The organism is Enterobacter sp. CPE_E1241, from assembly GCF_045618265.1.
GTDB lineage: Bacteria > Pseudomonadota > Gammaproteobacteria > Enterobacterales > Enterobacteriaceae > Enterobacter > Enterobacter adelaidei.
Map to the genome: position 1 here is coordinate 2,959,814 of NZ_JBIWYV010000001.1, position 14,674 is coordinate 2,974,487.

18 protein-coding genes and 1 pseudogene are annotated in these 14,674 nt (G+C 51.0%); 2 read left to right on the forward strand and 17 right to left on the reverse strand.

Features of this window, described 5'->3' with window-relative positions:
* Positions 1 to 284 precede the first annotated feature (284 nt).
* Both ACJ9Y9_RS14470 and ACJ9Y9_RS14475 read right to left on the reverse strand, forming a co-directional pair.
* Positions 285 to 443, reverse strand: coding sequence for a hypothetical protein (locus tag ACJ9Y9_RS14470; protein WP_375294218.1), 159 nt, complete (start codon positions 441 to 443; stop codon positions 285 to 287).
* Positions 444 to 604: 161 nt separating this feature from the next.
* Positions 605 to 844: a hypothetical protein gene (locus tag ACJ9Y9_RS14475; protein ID WP_032666942.1), complete on the reverse strand. Its 240-nt coding sequence runs from the start codon at positions 842 to 844 to the stop codon at positions 605 to 607.
* Positions 845 to 930: 86 nt separating this feature from the next.
* Here ACJ9Y9_RS14475 and ACJ9Y9_RS14480 point away from each other — a divergent pair, with 86 nt between their 5' ends.
* Positions 931 to 1,197, forward strand: coding sequence for a DinI family protein (locus ACJ9Y9_RS14480; RefSeq protein ID WP_023292714.1), 267 nt, complete (start codon positions 931 to 933; stop codon positions 1,195 to 1,197).
* A 94-nt stretch (positions 1,198 to 1,291) separates the two neighbouring features.
* On the opposite strand, the gene ACJ9Y9_RS14485 is transcribed toward ACJ9Y9_RS14480, so the two are convergent.
* The 6 genes from ACJ9Y9_RS14485 to ACJ9Y9_RS14510 are packed head-to-tail and all read right to left on the reverse strand — an operon-like array spanning position 1,292 to position 7,941.
* Complete coding sequence (locus ACJ9Y9_RS14485) at positions 1,292 to 2,647, reverse strand: hypothetical protein (RefSeq protein ID WP_028018572.1); 1,356 nt, start codon at positions 2,645 to 2,647, stop codon at positions 1,292 to 1,294.
* Positions 2,648 to 2,694: 47 nt separating this feature from the next.
* Positions 2,695 to 3,648 carry a DUF6453 family protein gene (locus ACJ9Y9_RS14490; RefSeq protein ID WP_231079213.1) on the reverse strand — a complete coding sequence of 318 codons (954 nt, stop codon included), beginning with the start codon at positions 3,646 to 3,648 and terminating at the stop codon, positions 2,695 to 2,697.
* A 2-nt stretch (positions 3,649 to 3,650) separates the two neighbouring features.
* Complete coding sequence (locus ACJ9Y9_RS14495) at positions 3,651 to 6,359, reverse strand: DUF1983 domain-containing protein (protein ID WP_231079214.1); 2,709 nt, start codon at positions 6,357 to 6,359, stop codon at positions 3,651 to 3,653.
* Positions 6,359 to 6,757 carry a DUF6950 family protein gene (locus tag ACJ9Y9_RS14500; RefSeq protein WP_231079216.1) on the reverse strand — a complete coding sequence of 133 codons (399 nt, stop codon included), beginning with the start codon at positions 6,755 to 6,757 and terminating at the stop codon, positions 6,359 to 6,361. The genes ACJ9Y9_RS14495 and ACJ9Y9_RS14500 overlap by 1 nt, the downstream gene beginning before the upstream one ends.
* A gap of 6 nt (positions 6,758 to 6,763) precedes the next feature.
* On the reverse strand, positions 6,764 to 7,348 hold the full coding sequence (locus ACJ9Y9_RS14505) for a hypothetical protein (protein WP_231079217.1): 585 nt from the start codon (positions 7,346 to 7,348) through the stop codon (positions 6,764 to 6,766).
* Entirely contained in the window at positions 7,348 to 7,941 is a 594-nt protein-coding gene (locus ACJ9Y9_RS14510; protein WP_028019713.1) for a hypothetical protein, read from the reverse strand. The genes ACJ9Y9_RS14505 and ACJ9Y9_RS14510 overlap by 1 nt, the downstream gene beginning before the upstream one ends.
* Before the next feature lie 150 nt (positions 7,942 to 8,091).
* Here ACJ9Y9_RS14510 and ACJ9Y9_RS14515 point away from each other — a divergent pair, with 150 nt between their 5' ends.
* Entirely contained in the window at positions 8,092 to 8,349 is a 258-nt protein-coding gene (locus ACJ9Y9_RS14515) for a hypothetical protein (RefSeq protein WP_050482969.1), read from the forward strand.
* A 109-nt stretch (positions 8,350 to 8,458) separates the two neighbouring features.
* Here the strand turns inward: ACJ9Y9_RS14515 and ACJ9Y9_RS14520 are convergent, their stop codons facing one another.
* The 9 genes and pseudogenes from ACJ9Y9_RS14520 to ACJ9Y9_RS14560 all read right to left on the reverse strand — a co-directional run bounded on the left by ACJ9Y9_RS14520 (position 8,459) and on the right by ACJ9Y9_RS14560 (position 14,664).
* Complete coding sequence (locus ACJ9Y9_RS14520) at positions 8,459 to 11,731, reverse strand: phage tail tape measure protein (RefSeq protein ID WP_407226235.1); 3,273 nt, start codon at positions 11,729 to 11,731, stop codon at positions 8,459 to 8,461.
* Positions 11,732 to 11,773: 42 nt separating this feature from the next.
* Positions 11,774 to 11,962 carry a YebO family protein gene (locus ACJ9Y9_RS14525; protein WP_028019712.1) on the reverse strand — a complete coding sequence of 63 codons (189 nt, stop codon included), beginning with the start codon at positions 11,960 to 11,962 and terminating at the stop codon, positions 11,774 to 11,776.
* A gap of 57 nt (positions 11,963 to 12,019) precedes the next feature.
* Complete coding sequence (locus tag ACJ9Y9_RS14530; protein ID WP_028019711.1) at positions 12,020 to 12,310, reverse strand: DUF4035 domain-containing protein; 291 nt, start codon at positions 12,308 to 12,310, stop codon at positions 12,020 to 12,022.
* Positions 12,311 to 12,321: 11 nt separating this feature from the next.
* Positions 12,322 to 12,690, reverse strand: a complete 369-nt coding sequence (locus ACJ9Y9_RS14535; protein ID WP_028019710.1) for a phage tail assembly chaperone — start codon at positions 12,688 to 12,690, stop codon at positions 12,322 to 12,324.
* A gap of 34 nt (positions 12,691 to 12,724) precedes the next feature.
* Positions 12,725 to 13,144: pseudogene (locus ACJ9Y9_RS14540) on the reverse strand (phage tail protein); the annotation flags it as partial.
* A 56-nt stretch (positions 13,145 to 13,200) separates the two neighbouring features.
* Complete coding sequence (locus ACJ9Y9_RS14545; RefSeq protein ID WP_028019708.1) at positions 13,201 to 13,548, reverse strand: DUF3168 domain-containing protein; 348 nt, start codon at positions 13,546 to 13,548, stop codon at positions 13,201 to 13,203.
* Positions 13,545 to 13,994 (reverse strand): HK97-gp10 family putative phage morphogenesis protein, encoded by a 450-nt coding sequence (locus ACJ9Y9_RS14550; RefSeq protein ID WP_028019707.1) that lies wholly within the window; start codon positions 13,992 to 13,994, stop codon positions 13,545 to 13,547. Before ACJ9Y9_RS14550 ends, ACJ9Y9_RS14545 begins: the two co-directional genes overlap by 4 nt.
* Entirely contained in the window at positions 13,991 to 14,329 is a 339-nt protein-coding gene (locus ACJ9Y9_RS14555) for a phage head closure protein (protein ID WP_028019706.1), read from the reverse strand. The genes ACJ9Y9_RS14550 and ACJ9Y9_RS14555 overlap by 4 nt, the downstream gene beginning before the upstream one ends.
* An 8-nt stretch (positions 14,330 to 14,337) precedes the next feature.
* Positions 14,338 to 14,664: a head-tail connector protein gene (locus ACJ9Y9_RS14560; protein WP_028019705.1), complete on the reverse strand. Its 327-nt coding sequence runs from the start codon at positions 14,662 to 14,664 to the stop codon at positions 14,338 to 14,340.
* Between the last annotated feature and the right edge of the window lie 10 nt (positions 14,665 to 14,674).

Below are 14,674 nucleotides of genomic sequence, written 5' to 3' on the forward strand. Positions count from 1 at the left end.
CTGAGTTTTCTCTGGTCTGGCGTGCAACTTGTGCAAAATGTTCAGGTGTCTTTCTTGGCATTTGAATCACTCCGAGATTTTTAGTTTATGAATTATACATTTATAGATGATCCTAATTGAACCATAAATGCCTTCGCGCACCATCATGGGGTGTCGGGGGTCGGAGGTTCAAATCCTCTCGTGCCGACCAAAAATACATTGAAAACCAGCCTTTTATGGCTGGTTTTTTGTTGCCATAAAATCATGATGGCGAAACGATGGTGAAATGATGGCAGAACCTTGCTTTAAATTGCCGGGCAATCATCGTTACCGACCCGGTTAAGACTATGTGTTAGCACGCCAAAAACCTCAACGTCATCCAGCGCATCGCCTTCTATCGCTTCACCATCTTCAGTTATCAATGCCGACCCGTAGAGCTTTGCAAACTCGTTCCTGTTATCCATTCTTACCAGTAGCGTATCTCCCTGCTCTGGCCTCAGAGCAATGTTAATGACTGCCCAACCACAGGATGTTTCTATTACCCTGCAGTTACCGTCAATTCCGCATAGCAGATCTATGGTCAACCGCTGTTCCTGGTAATCCATAGCTGGTGAAGGAAAGCCCATCAGAAAACCCTCCCCATATTACGCAAGATCCAGTAACGGTTATCGCTTTCATCCGTCGTCTTATCAGCAAAGTCTGGTTGGTATCTCTTAATCCATGCATTGGCATCTGCCTGGCTGAAATGCCAATTCCTAACGCGCAATTCAGTGATGAATTTGTCAGTGTTCAAACAAAGATATCCTTTTGGATTCTGTTGTATGGCCGCTAAAAAGGCTGCACGTATATCAGGTTGACGGGGCATAGCAGCACCCTCACTTGCTTGTTGACTGTATGCATATACAGTAGTATTTTTGTATCAACAGATCAAGTCAGCAAGGATGGAGAGTGATGTTCGTTGAGCTGGTTTATGACAAGCGTAATGTTGAGGGGCTCGAAGGGGCCAGAGAGATCATACTGGCCGAGCTGACTAAGCGGGTGCATCAGATTTTCCCTGATGCCGAAGTGAAGGTGAAGCCGATGCAGGCGAACGGCTTGAATAGCGATGCCAGCAAAAGCGATCGGGAAAAACTGAACCGCATGCTGGAAGAAATGTTTGAAGAATCCGATATGTGGTTGGTTTCTGAGTTCCCGACAGTTCGCCAGGTTGGCCTGTAGATATTGTTCGGGTAATATTTCCGACGTTTGCTCGGGCATGAACACTGAGCAATCAACCGCCGCTCATTCTTACACAAAATGGACGGCGGTTTTTTTAAGAGCCCTGCTCCTGCTTTAAAGCCTCTTCAGTTTGTATCTTTTTCTGATTCCAGATGCTACTCGCTGGCATTTCTACACGAACGCTGACGAACTGATCTGACGGGATATCAATAGGCTCTCCGTCATTGATCCCGTCACGTTCATTTCTGGCAAAAGCAGGTGCTGAAGGATGTGTGCGGTGGTAGGTTTTCACCAAGATAGAACCGTCAGCATTGACCTCATAATCCAGCCATATGAGCGGTTGCTTATTCCTGTCAGTAGGAATCTCAAAACCTCCGTCAATACCGCCCCAGGCAGCGTCTGAATTGAGTGCTTCACACCCATCAATGAGATATTGGCCTACATCCAGACGAGTGACCGTAACGCCTTCTGATTCATCGTTGGTTTTGTATTTGCCATCACCATAAATTTTCACAACAGGAGACGCTACTTTTATAAAACCGTTACTGTCAACAGTGGTATTTCTGGTATCACGAGTTGTTACCATTGGTGTTAATGCACCATTAAATACACCTTGCCAGCACAAGCTTCCTGAATTACCAGTGATCGTATACGGTACAAAAAAAAGAGTTCGGTTTTGTTGATTGCCAAGACTTAGACTTTGAGCATAGGCATACCCCGTGCCGTTTTGTGAAGGATTTGGCCCGCCAGTATTCAATGTATAGTCACTGGCTGAGGTACACCAGCCGTTCCATATAGTAGTTAAAAAGTTAAAGCCTGAAACTGCACTTCCAGCTACCGGAAACGGGGATGAAAAGTCAGGATAAATGAGTTTTTGTTTAATGGGATAAATATTACCTGCCTCAGAACCAATCACCAGTCCAAGGTTTGTGCGGGCGCCTGATGCTGTTGTCGAACCGGTACCACCCTGTGCTAAAGACAGAGCTGTCGTGAGTCCGCTGAGAGAGGTAATGTCGCTGTTTTCACCTTTTGCCGCTTTGCCTGAAAGCGATGTGGTAATGCTATTCCAGGCTGGGCCCGTCCATGCCGTTCCATCCGGCAGAGTTACCGTTATATCTCCTGTTCCAGTAAAAATGCGTTGCCAGTTCTGTTTGTCGTAATTCAGTCCACGCAGCGCTTCAGCACTTTGCGCCACCAGCGCAGCAGTGACCATATTCAGCGCCACGCGCGGGACCGCTGACCAGGCCGCTCCGGATTGTGTCGGCCCGGTAAAGTTGCTGACCAGCGTAAGTTGCGCATTACTCTCTACCGATTTAACAGGCAATGTATACGACACGCCGCCCACAGTAGAGACAATAAAGTCACCAGCGGCCAACTCTGTTGTGAATGAAGTTCCGGAACCGCCAACAATAGCGGACCCGTTTGTCAGGGTTATGGTTCCTGCTGACATAGTGGACTCCTGAATTCTGATAATAAAAAACCCGCCTAAGCGGGTTGTCAGTAAATTGCATCAATAATGGGGATAGAGAGACTTGTCAGCCGCCGACCTACGACGCTGTATTGCGATGTCCATGAAGCGGCATTTCTTCCCCTCCCGGCGCGCACCAGATTTCCATTACGGATAAGTCCAGCCCATTTTATGTAGTCCCAGCCTGTGTAGACCTCGCTGTTATAGCCATAGCGCCCAAGTAGTATCATGCCCTCACCAATATCGGTGTTTGACCATGACGGCGTATAGGTCTGGTTTCGATACACAAACGGCCTTCGCGTGGTGGAGAACACGCAGACGCCACTCTTAATGATATTCAGCCCACTGCCTGGCGTCGGGCTTACGCCACTGGCAAAAATTGCGATTTGCATCGTGACCGTAGCATCCTGATCGAGACCAGAATGGTCTTTCGTAGCGATAATATTTGAACCGTCAAACTCAATTGTGACGTTTTCAGCACTCCATTTTGCGAACACCATATAGCGATCACGGGAAATATTTGTCGTCGGCGTAGCCCAGCTTCCGGTGAAAGTGATGGTGCCGCGCCAGACGCAGTAACCTGACATCGTGGCGTCGGTGATTGAGAGGAAATCTGTACTGTCCTTGATCAGCAGTCCTCTCCCTGATGAAGCCGGGAGGATTTGCCAGATTGACGCCGCAAAGGTCTTTGGTCTCCCCCAGTTGTCACTCCACCAGGTATTCATGGTGATGGTATTACCTGATACGGTAAATCCATCCAGCATACCGATGGTGGGAATGAGGTTTGTCCCCCTGTTCAGCTTGTAAACCGTATTGCGCGGGATAAGTATGATCTGACTGCCATCCACGCGCTGATTAATCGTGTACTGATTAATATCCCATGCTTCGCTGACGTTCTGGCAAAATGAAGGGCAGCGAAGCCCGGAAGTTATTTCCATTGCCGGGCCGCCATCGGCGTAGGTAATACGCAATCCTTTTGGCATAGTTACCACTCTCCAAGAACAATCAGGTTACCGCCGCCGAGATCAATTTTTACGCCCTTTCCGTCAATGGTGACGCCATTACCGTTCCCGGTGAACGCGAAATTACCGCTGTCGGCATACAGCGCGCCGTGCATCTCGCAGTTACCTGATTTATCAATGTTCCAGCCTGCGCCGCCGGGACCAGCGACATAGTTTGATGATCGGATGTAATTACCGATTTTTGCATTCGTAATGCTACCGTCCTGAATAAAGGCATCACGGATGAACACCTGACCGTTATAGACAAAAAATGCAGCCTGGTAATTCCCCGGATCGCTTCCCGAGTAGATGCCAAACTGATCGGCAGCAAAGACCACCGTAGATTTATAGGTACCGCCGGATGGCTCAATCGACATCCCGAAACCAGTGTTGTACTTCACACCATTTCTGACTATCCCGAGGTTGAGCGTATAGGATGCCTTTCCTGTTCCATCACTGTTTACCTCTGCCGTCAATTTCTGGTTAACAGCTGCGGTCAAATCCCCTACCTGAGCCTGCACGTAGGTAGAAAGGTCTGCCAGGCCTTTATCCACTTCTGCGACCGTTGTTTTAACAACCAGGATATCAGCGCGCACCTCCCCGTACTGCTGATACTGGTGTTCAACCGTTCCGTGATTTGCCAGGGCATTCTGCATGGCTGCTTCGAGGTTGGTGTCCACGCCTTCAGAAACATTTTTGAAAGCGCCTGAGTCACGCACAGCATCATCAATAATATCGATCAGCTCTCCGGTTTCCGTCTGGCACAGCGCGGCCACCTGGATGAAAGCAGATGTACCGAATGCATTGATGGTTCTGATGTACCAGTAATAGGTGTGTCCGTTCTTCAGGTTTTGGCTTGTCCACGTCGTGCCAATACCCGCGCGCGTGGCCCCTACCTCCACGGTCGCCGTATCTGTGTTGGCAAGCGGCTGCTCGCCGGACGTCCAGAAATCGAACTGGGTAGAAACATTCGTGACGGCTGCAAGGCGGGGAATAAGCATCACTGAAAAGAATGCCTGCTCAATAGTGACTCCAGTCGGCGGTGGCGGTGCCTGAATGCTGAATTCAAGATATGCCTCTGGCGAAGCTGCCCCCATCTGATTAACGGCGGTGACGTGGGCTGTGTAAGTATCCTGCAGCAGACCAGTTAATCGCGTGAACGAGCCGGGAACCTGGGCTGTGAGCACCGGCTGGCCATTCCTGCGAATGACAACCTGGTTATAGACAAACTGTCCGATGTTCTGCCAGGAGAGAACGCCCTGCACCACCTGACCTATTTCCTCCACGGTGTACTTCAGATTCTGAGGCTGCGCCACCCCACCAGGAGGGAGCTGGGTAAAATCAGGACGATCGATCGGCTTACCAATGGCATCACCCCACACGTCAGCGGTTTCCTGCTTCAGTGTAATCTGCACGCCGTTCTGCACGCCAAATTTCCAGTCTGTCACGCGCATCTCAACGTTAACGATCCCAAGCGAGGGAAAATTAACTTTTACATACATACCTGGGCGGTACCGGTACCCACTGAGGTTCAGCGTGAGATTCATTGTGCGGGAAATGCGGGTCCGCTTGAGCTTGATGTCCGCCAGGCGCTGGGCCTGAAATTCAGACGTAACGAAACGCAGCTTAAGATCCTGCGATATCTCCACGCCGTCTTCGGTTACCCACTCGCTCACAGATACTGATGGAAAATCGGCTTCAGAGTATGTCTGTTTAGGATCGACAAACGTACCGCTGATGGTGTTAACGCGCTCAGACTGTGACACCTCAGGCATGATCTCGATATCGCCGGCCAGCTGACTCTCGGTAATAACTTCGGTTGCGGGGCCGTAATACGCGCCAACGAGGATGCCATGTTTACCGGCGATGTAGGTTGGCTCTGCTGCGCCAGCTGTCAGCATCGCCTCAAGAATGCTCGCTTTATTTTCGCTGAGGTCAAATTCCCCGTTCAGCGTGTAACGCTTTTCCGTCGTGCCGTCGCCGTTAGTCACCAGCTCGTCGCAGATGTTGGCCGCTTCCTGAAACTGATCCCAGTTAATATCAGCATCAGCGACTTTCAGGTAACTCCGGTAATAGTCCAGCACACACAGCGCCAGATTGTTGCTGTACTCCGTGCGGCCGGTGCGCGGGTCGTATACTTTCCGGCCCGTCTTTTCAACCTTCACGTTCGGGATGCCGGACGGGAATTTCTCAGCATTGTATTTCAGAGATAGACGCAGCCAGGAAATCCCCTTGCCGATCATGTCATCTTTCCACGACGGGCAATTTGCCAACATGAAAGGATCTGCTGTCTGGCGGTCGATATGCACTTCATACGTGGCATTCTCGCCATACGAGCCAATATCGTCATCGCCCAGGTAAATGGTGCCCGTGCCTGAAATGGGGTGCCCCGCCAGAGTAATGGCAAGATGGACCCATTCACCATCAGTCTGCTCGCCAGGCTGTTCTTCAGCGAAAAACAGAGTGCCTGCAGATACGGTTCTGCCATAAACAACCGTTTTAGGGCTGGCAGCCGCGCGCAGCACCTGCTTCCGTTCCGCAGTGTCCCGGTAAGATCCCAGTGATGGCTTCTTCGTCATCATCTGTGTGGCGACCTGAGCGGCAATGGTGATTGCCATTGCGATAGCGTAGGCTCCATTGGCTGCCGCGGCGCCGGCGGCTACCGTCGCTATGATAGGGATTGCAGCAGGCATCAGCGAACCCTCCACGTACTCAGGGGCTTAATCCGAAGGCAAACCAGCCCAGTTTCACCCGGCACCCACACTGCGCCACCGTAAATTACCCCGGCGCATCGGGTACCCGCGTTTTCCACTACCGCGATATCTCCGCGCTGAGCCAACTTCACCGGCACTTCATCGAGGTATTTAGCCAGCACCTTTTCAAGTGAGCCACCGCCGCGCAGCAGCGCCTTTTTTGCGCCCGTTTCGCTGTCGTAGGTCCCGCGCCAGCCGTCGGCGAAATTATCCCCGGTCATCGCTTCCGCACAATCTGCCGCAAACAGGCAGCAGTCATGTTCGCCCCATAAAAAAGGCCGCTTTTCAGCGGCCCTTATCACGGCGATTAATCTGTTATGCCAGTCTGGATGCTTCATGCTTCCTCACGAATAGGTAAACCCTGGCGCATCTTTTTTGCTGCCCCAGTAAATTGAACGTTCTGCCATCTGCGCGACGTAACGAAATATGCGGTCGCCTGGCTGGGTGGCCTGGTGTGACTCGTCGGTATAGCGGTCCGGGAACGGTCGCTGCCAGTCCTCAAAAATATTACTTACGGTGTACTGCAGGGCATTCGTTTCACCCGACGTTGCCCCGGTACCGGAAACCTTCCCCTTAAAAATCAGGTCCGCTACCTGAACGACGCCGTTATCATCCATCGCCACCAGATACAGCTCCGCTGGCCTTCCCACACAGCGCTCATTGAGCGTTTTAGCAAACAGCGACATATCCAGCCCTGATAGCGTCATCCTGAGCTGCGTCGGGCTTGTCGTGTTGGTTTCGCCTACATCGTCGATAGCGCCCATCGTACCCATGCCGTAATAGACATAACCGCCCAGCACCAGCGTGCCGGTACCGGAATGTACGTAGGCGGTACCGGACTCAAACTGGACATTAGCCGCCAGCACGGCGGTAACCCTGTCGCGGGATAGCCAGTCCACCATCGAATCAGAAAACGGGGAATACAGCATCAGAAAGCCTCCTCAAACTCCAGCGTATAGCTGGTAAAACCGCCAGGAATGCGATTCCCAGCCCCCTGCTGGTTATCCTTCAGCTTGAAAATTCCGTATGGCTTAGCGACTTCGATTTTTCCATTGGCAGGGGGAGAGGCGCGCAACATAGGTGCAAAGGGAATAACGGCAGTTCCTGCAGCAGTGCTGGTCACATCAGCGGTGGCCATCTTCAGCTCGTCATTAACGGTAAAGTAATCACCGGTGCGCAGTACCAGTGTGCTAGGTGTCCAACCCTTACTGCCGAGCTGCGTACCTGTCTGGTTCGCGTCAGAAACCACCGGATTTCCGGCTGGCGTCCTGCCAGCCCTCCCCCAGTCCCGGATCTTCACCCTGCCATATTCACCATCAAGATCGGCCACCAGCGCATCGATGCGCCGGGATTTATCGTCTGTAAGGTTGCTAAACGTCAGAGAGCAGATCCAGCGGGTGCCGGGGAAACGGACGGTCTGTGATGCACCATTAAACGGGGAACGAAAGGTTTTGGTGTTACTTTCCGGCCGCCACGTCAGCGACGCCGGACATACATCTTCAGGCCATTCAAGCGCAGCCATAGTTTCTCCCGATGTTGAAAACACTGATCTTTTATCAGGATGTTATTGATTTACATACCTGGCTATGGTTGAGGCTCAGCCCGTCAGCGGTGGGACGCTGGCGCACTCCATGAAGAGGGATGGCTGATTACCTCTGTCTAAGGGACCTAAATGTCAAACGAACAACGAATTGAAAATTTTGAATCCAGAATTCAACAACTGGAAGGTATCGCAAAACATCTACAGGTACGTTCCGAATTAACGATGTATATTGTCTCGGCAATTATTGGCGCAGGAGGGCTGAAGAAAGAAGGGGTTTTAGAACTTATAAGGGATGCCAATTTCAATGCGCCAGACATAAGCCCTGCAATTATCGCCAAAGAAAAAGAAATCGTTTCCACACTGGTAAACAAAGTGAAGATTTCTTAACCTGCACACTGAGCAACATTGGGGCATCAAAGGCTGCTCTTTGGGTGGCCTTTTTTTCTTTCATATCTATCTCCTGCCTTTCGGCTCATTAATAACACAATAAGTTCCATTAAACGCCAAGCATCCTCCTGGCCTGACCATTGGTCTGGAAATCTTGCAGCATCTCCTGTCTGGCCAGCTTCGCACCATCTCTGGTGCCCTTAGCGGCGGCCTCTTGCATTGCCTGATTAAGCGCAGCATCCCCGTTACCAGAAACATTGATATGCTGGGTGATATGTATTTCTCCGCCGCCTCCCGGAGCCGTTTGAGCTCCTGTTACCCGAACGCCGAGTGAACCATCTGCAGATCGCGTGAGCGGCATAATGGCTTCCGGGCCTGCCTCCCCCATAAGCCCAGCACCTTTCGCAAAAGCAAAGTATGTCGGTGATCTGACTATGCTGTTACTGTAAGCACTGAGGCTGGCAGACGCGTAAGCGCCCCCCTTAGCGTTGAGCTGAAGGCCAGATGCTGCCGAATTATAAGAACCAGACGGTGTTGAGCCACCAGCAGAACCGCCAAACAACCCGCCAAGGAAACCACCACCGCCCATAGAAGACTGCAGAGAGTTGACGATCATCGCGTTGAGGATAATTTTCTGCATTGAAGCAAGCACTGATTTCGACCAGTCCTCCCAGTCAACCTTGTTACCAGCAAGAGCTTCAGAAATATTCCCCACAAGCCCAGACATGCTGTTGTTAACCAGATCAGCAGATTGTGAGGCATAATCCGACGCAGTATCTGCCCAGTTAGCAAAGCCCTCTTTCATGCCGGCTGCCCAGTTGTCCCTCTGGGCATCTGATGCACTATAGAATCCCTGTTGATCACGCAGACGCTCATCGAGAAAGCGTTTATTCAGGTCCAATTCCTGTCGATACAGATCTTCCGTGATATCGCCAGACTGATATTGTCGTTGGAGATCAACGTTTTTCTGCTGAAATTCCTCCCTGATACGCAGCATTTCCTGCATACGCTCACGCATACGACTACCCTGACCATACCCAGTGAGTTCAGCCTGGTTTGATGCGCGTGCGCTGGCGTTAGCATCGGAAAGGTTTGCTTCATACGCCGCCAGTTGTTCCCTAATTTTCCGCTGATCAATAAGTGCAGCATTTTGCAGCAGAGTTTGTTTCTGGGCCTCTGTAAGAGTCGCGAGTTCCCCCTGGCTCGCCTGGTATTTCAGTTTTGCCAGTTCGGTATTCTGACCTGCCAGCGCGATCTGCTCTTTCTGCTGTTTGATCAGCTTGTCATAGGTATCAGCTGTTTTTTCAGCCTCGGATTTCCCGCCATTATGGCGGCTGGAGTCACGAATTGCTTGCAACTGCCTGGCAGACTCAACTTCCATGCTGACATACTTCTCACGCCAACCAGCCGGGAGATTAAGGTCAGATGCATCGAATTCCGCCTGCCTACGGGTTTTATCCAATCCCTTAAGGCCGGATAACTCAAGCTGTCGCTGCGCCTTGTCTATGGCTTGCTGCTGCTTATTATCAAGCGCAGGAAGTACAGGTCCTGCATATTTTGGTGGGGACACTGCTGTAGACTGTCTGGAAACCTTGTTCAGCCGGTCATACATCTCTGTAAGAGAACTGACGGCGCCAGCCATTTCTACTGTTTTATTTATAGCCTGATCAGTTATGTCGTTTATTAACTGTTGTGTTTGCTTTCTTTTATTGAGCATTTGCTCAAGTCGGCCTTCTTCAACCGCAAGTTCTGAAGCAAAGTCTGCAGCTTTCTCAACCGCATCGTTATACAGCCATGTTCCTTCTGAAGCAGAATTGGCCGCTAATTTTGCGTTATAAAGTTGATTGGATAATTCAGCAACTTTCTGCTTCTGCTGTTCAATCGCACTATTCTGAGCATCAAGTGAAATATTCGCCTGTCCAAGGTTGGCGGATATCTGCGTCTGAGACATTGATTTCAGATTATCTCGTACCTGCTCGATTGTGTCCGCATATTGGATTGCAGATTCCCTGGCTTGTTCTTGACGTTGATACATCGTGTACCACGCCCCAGCACCCAACATTAAAATTCCTGGCAAACCACCAACTAACGACAAAAGACCCGTAGCGCCAGATTTGAACAAATTCATTACCGATGTTGATCGGTTGAGTGCTTCTTGCGACGCTGATACTGCTCTATTTGACTGAACGAGAGTAGCATTGGCGGCTATCATTGCGCGCCGTTTGGCAATAGAATTTTGTGTAGCTATCGCTTCTGCATTTGTGTTTTTTGCAAGTTCCAGCTCGGATAGCGAGAGCTGATAAGCACGCTCGGCAGCAATTGCATCTGCAGCCGCCTTTCGTTGTGATTGGGTAGCAGATTCAGCCCTTGCAGATGCGAGCGCAATTTCGTTCTTTCTGGCATCTATTAATTGCGCCGTCTGGTTCCCAAGATCGCCAAACATCCCTCCAAGATAGCGAGCTCCACCTATTGCAGCCAAAGCTCCGGCAGCCGTAGCCACAGTGTCGATATTGTCAGAAACTGTATTCAATACAGCAACAAGAGTACTTGTCGCACCAGTAGCTTCATTAGCGCCACCTACCCATGCCATGAAAGCATTTTCGATTTTCGTCGTGGCAGCAGAAACGGTCTGCGGCATTGCCTCAAATTCACCACGCATAGTGCCAAGTTGACTTATCAGGGCCGGGACAACTTTATCTGCGGTTAGCATCCCCTGGTCGGCCATTGCCTTCAGATCTTTACGAGCTACACCCATCCCAGCGGCCAGCGCACGGATAACTCGATCACCGTTTTCGTTAACAGAGTTGAATTCCTCGCCCCGCAGCACGCCCTGTGCTAATGCCTGACTAAACTGGGTGATAACAGAACTTGCTTCTGCCGTGCTGGCGCCGGATAACTTTAGTCCAGTAGAAATGGCCTCGGTTACATCCAGAACTTGCTGCGAACTGTATCCGTATTCACGCATCGATGCGGCGGAACGCGCAAACAGACTCGCATTATCAGAGAAGGCGGTTCCGGTTCGTTGGCTAATATCCATCAGCGCCCGCTGAGACTCCGTGAAATCATCAGACGACAGGGAAGCCTGCTTTAGCCTGGCATTAACAGAGCTCCATTCATCCGCCAGCGATATAAGATGACCAGTTGCAAATGCTCCAGCAAATGCACCTACCATTCCCAGTGCTGAGGCCTTCGCGGTGTTTATTTGACTAGTTACCTCAGCCAAGGCGCGCTGAGTCTCCCGCGAAGCTGCGGCCGCTTGGCGTCCTCCGGTCTGCATTACCCGGTAATAGTCATTACCCATTCTTGAAGCACGAGAGATTTCTGACTGGAATGACTGGGAGTTTGCAGATATTTTGATGATCAGTTCGCGCAACGTAGCCATATTTTCACCCATAAAAAAACCCGCTTGGTAGCGGGTCTTGAGTTATAAACTGTCTTTTCTTTGGTGAGCGACTTGTATTAATAAATCTATTTGCGCATCTTGCTTTCTATTTATCTCTTTAAGGGCTTCAACTTGTTCATTTGCCCTTGTGCTAAACCGTAATAAATAAAAAATCACAATTAGATTTATCAGCCAGCCGAATATTCCAAACACTACTACCAGTGGTTCCATAACGCCTCCTTTTCTTAAGGAAAGAGCGTATCGCCACATTGAAGACATGTGAAGCAATTATTGTGTCGCAGCAGTTAGCGCCGCCTCAAGCCCGGCAAACGGGTCTGCACCTTCATCATCAGGATCACGCTGCCAGCGCAGCAGCATGTCACTCAGCGTGGCTTTTGCGCCCTGAGCATTAAACACAGCCGTTGCAATTTGTGCCGCCTGAATGTCGCCCCGGATATCACCTATTGGGCTATGCTTATCAAATTCAGCCCAGAGCCTGAGCTCACTGGCAGACATGATATCCCGAAGCTCTGATAGCGTGCGCCCCATGCGGAGCGCAAGCGACATCAGAAACCGCATGCCGGGCTGTGCTACTTTCCCTCAACTTCCTTCGGGTCAGTAGTCAGATTAAGAGCCTGGCGCAGCAACCGCGCATGAACAGGGCCATACACCGCTTCAACATCGGCAAAATCATTCTTGCTGAATACCGGTTCACCCTGTTCGTCAAACAAAACGTCAATAAACAGTGTGACATCGGCGCGAAGATTGCGGTGCGCACGTTCTGACACGGACAACTCACCATCAGTATCACCCGGTTTAATCACGTCCTGCCAGTGCAACCATGCTTCTGCTGATGGTTCCCTGAGCATAATCTTTACTCCATCCCATTCCGGCACTTCAACAGTAACGTGGCGGAATGCGGACTGACGCGACAGCGCGAGCTCCTTAATAGATTTCATCGGTTACTCCTTATGAACCCGGATCAATTTTCTGGGGCTTGCCCTTCAGACGCAGCGAGAATGTGGCGGCCACGACGTTGTTTGTACCTGATGACCAGGTGTGCTGGCGAACTTCAGCTAGGAACTGGAAGCCGATCCCAGAAGGGAAAATGATTTTGAAACCGTATGTGGTGTCGTTGTCGTAGGCTTCACGCAGGGCATCCTGTGCCGGGTTGGAGTAGAAGTTACCCGACAGTGAAATTTCTGACTGTGCACCCAGGCCGTTGATATTCTCCTGCTCTGTAGAACACAGGGTTGTGACGTCGATATCCTGTTTCTGACCGCCAGTGAACTGCACCTCTTTAATGGTGCACTGCAAATCCAGATAGGTTGCTGAACCGACCGTTTCTGGCGTTGCCGGGGCGGAAGTGATCTGAATCTTCGTGCCCTGTGATTTTTCATAAAGTGAGGACATAACTGTCTCCTGAAATAAAAAAACCCGCCGGAGCGGGTGGGATGGTTTAGGCCTGGTCAGACGGTGACCTGAAATTCGAGCGTTGCCCGGTGATAGCGCAGATCAGGCTCATAGCCCGGCGTTTTTACAATACTTCCCGGCTTCAGCACCTGCAGAGCATCAAGCGCCATATTCCTGATCGTGCGCGCTTCAGCGATGGTGCTGGAATAGACATCAACCTGCACAGAAACGGCAGATTCAGCCTGACCGCAAAGAACGTCTGCGGCCACGTCGGTAATAATCGAGAAAATTACCCAGGGCGGAGAGACTGAAGGTTTTCCGTCACTGCCGAGAGGCGCAACGTAGGGATAAACCTGCCCTCCGGCCAGCGGCGCCAGCAGAGGATAGAGATCGTCTTCCGTCATTTGCTTAATGCCTCGTCAATGGCCTGGTTCATACGCCTGATTGCGACCTCCGTCGCCTGCTCCTGACGTACATCGAACGCGGGACGAATGAAAGGGTGCGGCGGCATGTTAACGGTACCCATTTCGACGAATCGCCAGTAAAAGGCGTTTCTCGGGTTATTCGCCTTCATCGTGTTATCGCTGTTCCCGGTGCGCGGGTTTACACCACGAATGTGGACGCCGGAAGAAATTTCCCCGCGGCGGCGGCTTTTTTGGGTCACCACCACCACGTTTTTTTTCAGTTTCCCGGTACGCACCGGCGCGCGGGCGATCACTTCTTCCTTAAGCACTTCGGCGCCAGCGCGCGTGGCATCGCGAAGAACCTTGTTATTTTCAGCGCGGCTGAGCGACTCAAGGTCTTTTGCGATGTCATTTAAACCGGAAAAGTCGAGGCTCGTTTCAATCATTTTTCGGCCCCCTGCTTACATAAAATTTCGAAAAGAACACCACGAGAATCAGGTATTGGTGGACCAACAATATTTAAAACAGCCCCCTTAAACGGGCCAGTTTCAACCCTTATCCTGGAGGCAGCAGTGATATCACGGCGAAATCGTGTCCATACCCTGATAGTAGCGATGGCGGTTTCAGCCCCTGCCGCTACCAGTTCACGTCCACTAATCCCTTTTACTTCGGCCCATGTCTCCGAGCCGTCATGCCATGATTCAACGGGCTGCCCGGAGCTATCCCTTTCCGAAGAAAGGTTCTGTACGGTGATTCTGTCTCTGAGTCTCCCGGCCTGCATAACACCTCCTACAACCCATAGATTCGGTACGGCTGCAGTAGCGCTTCCACAGCAAATGGGATATCTGATGTTATGTTCCCGATATTTACCGCCTCTCGGTTTGCATACCAGTGACCGATAAGGAGTAACATCGCCGCCTTCACATCATCTTTAAGGAGAATCGAATCAGGGTCTTCTGCGTATCCAGGGCTGCTTTCAGTGTCATAGAGCGTTCGCCTTGTCCATGTCTGTACATATTGCGCAGCCGCACCTGTGTATATCTTCAGCAGAGCATCATCGCCGGTAAAATCGGTATCAATGCGGCAGTGCTGTTTCACCACATCTTGATCAAGCATTTATTCACCC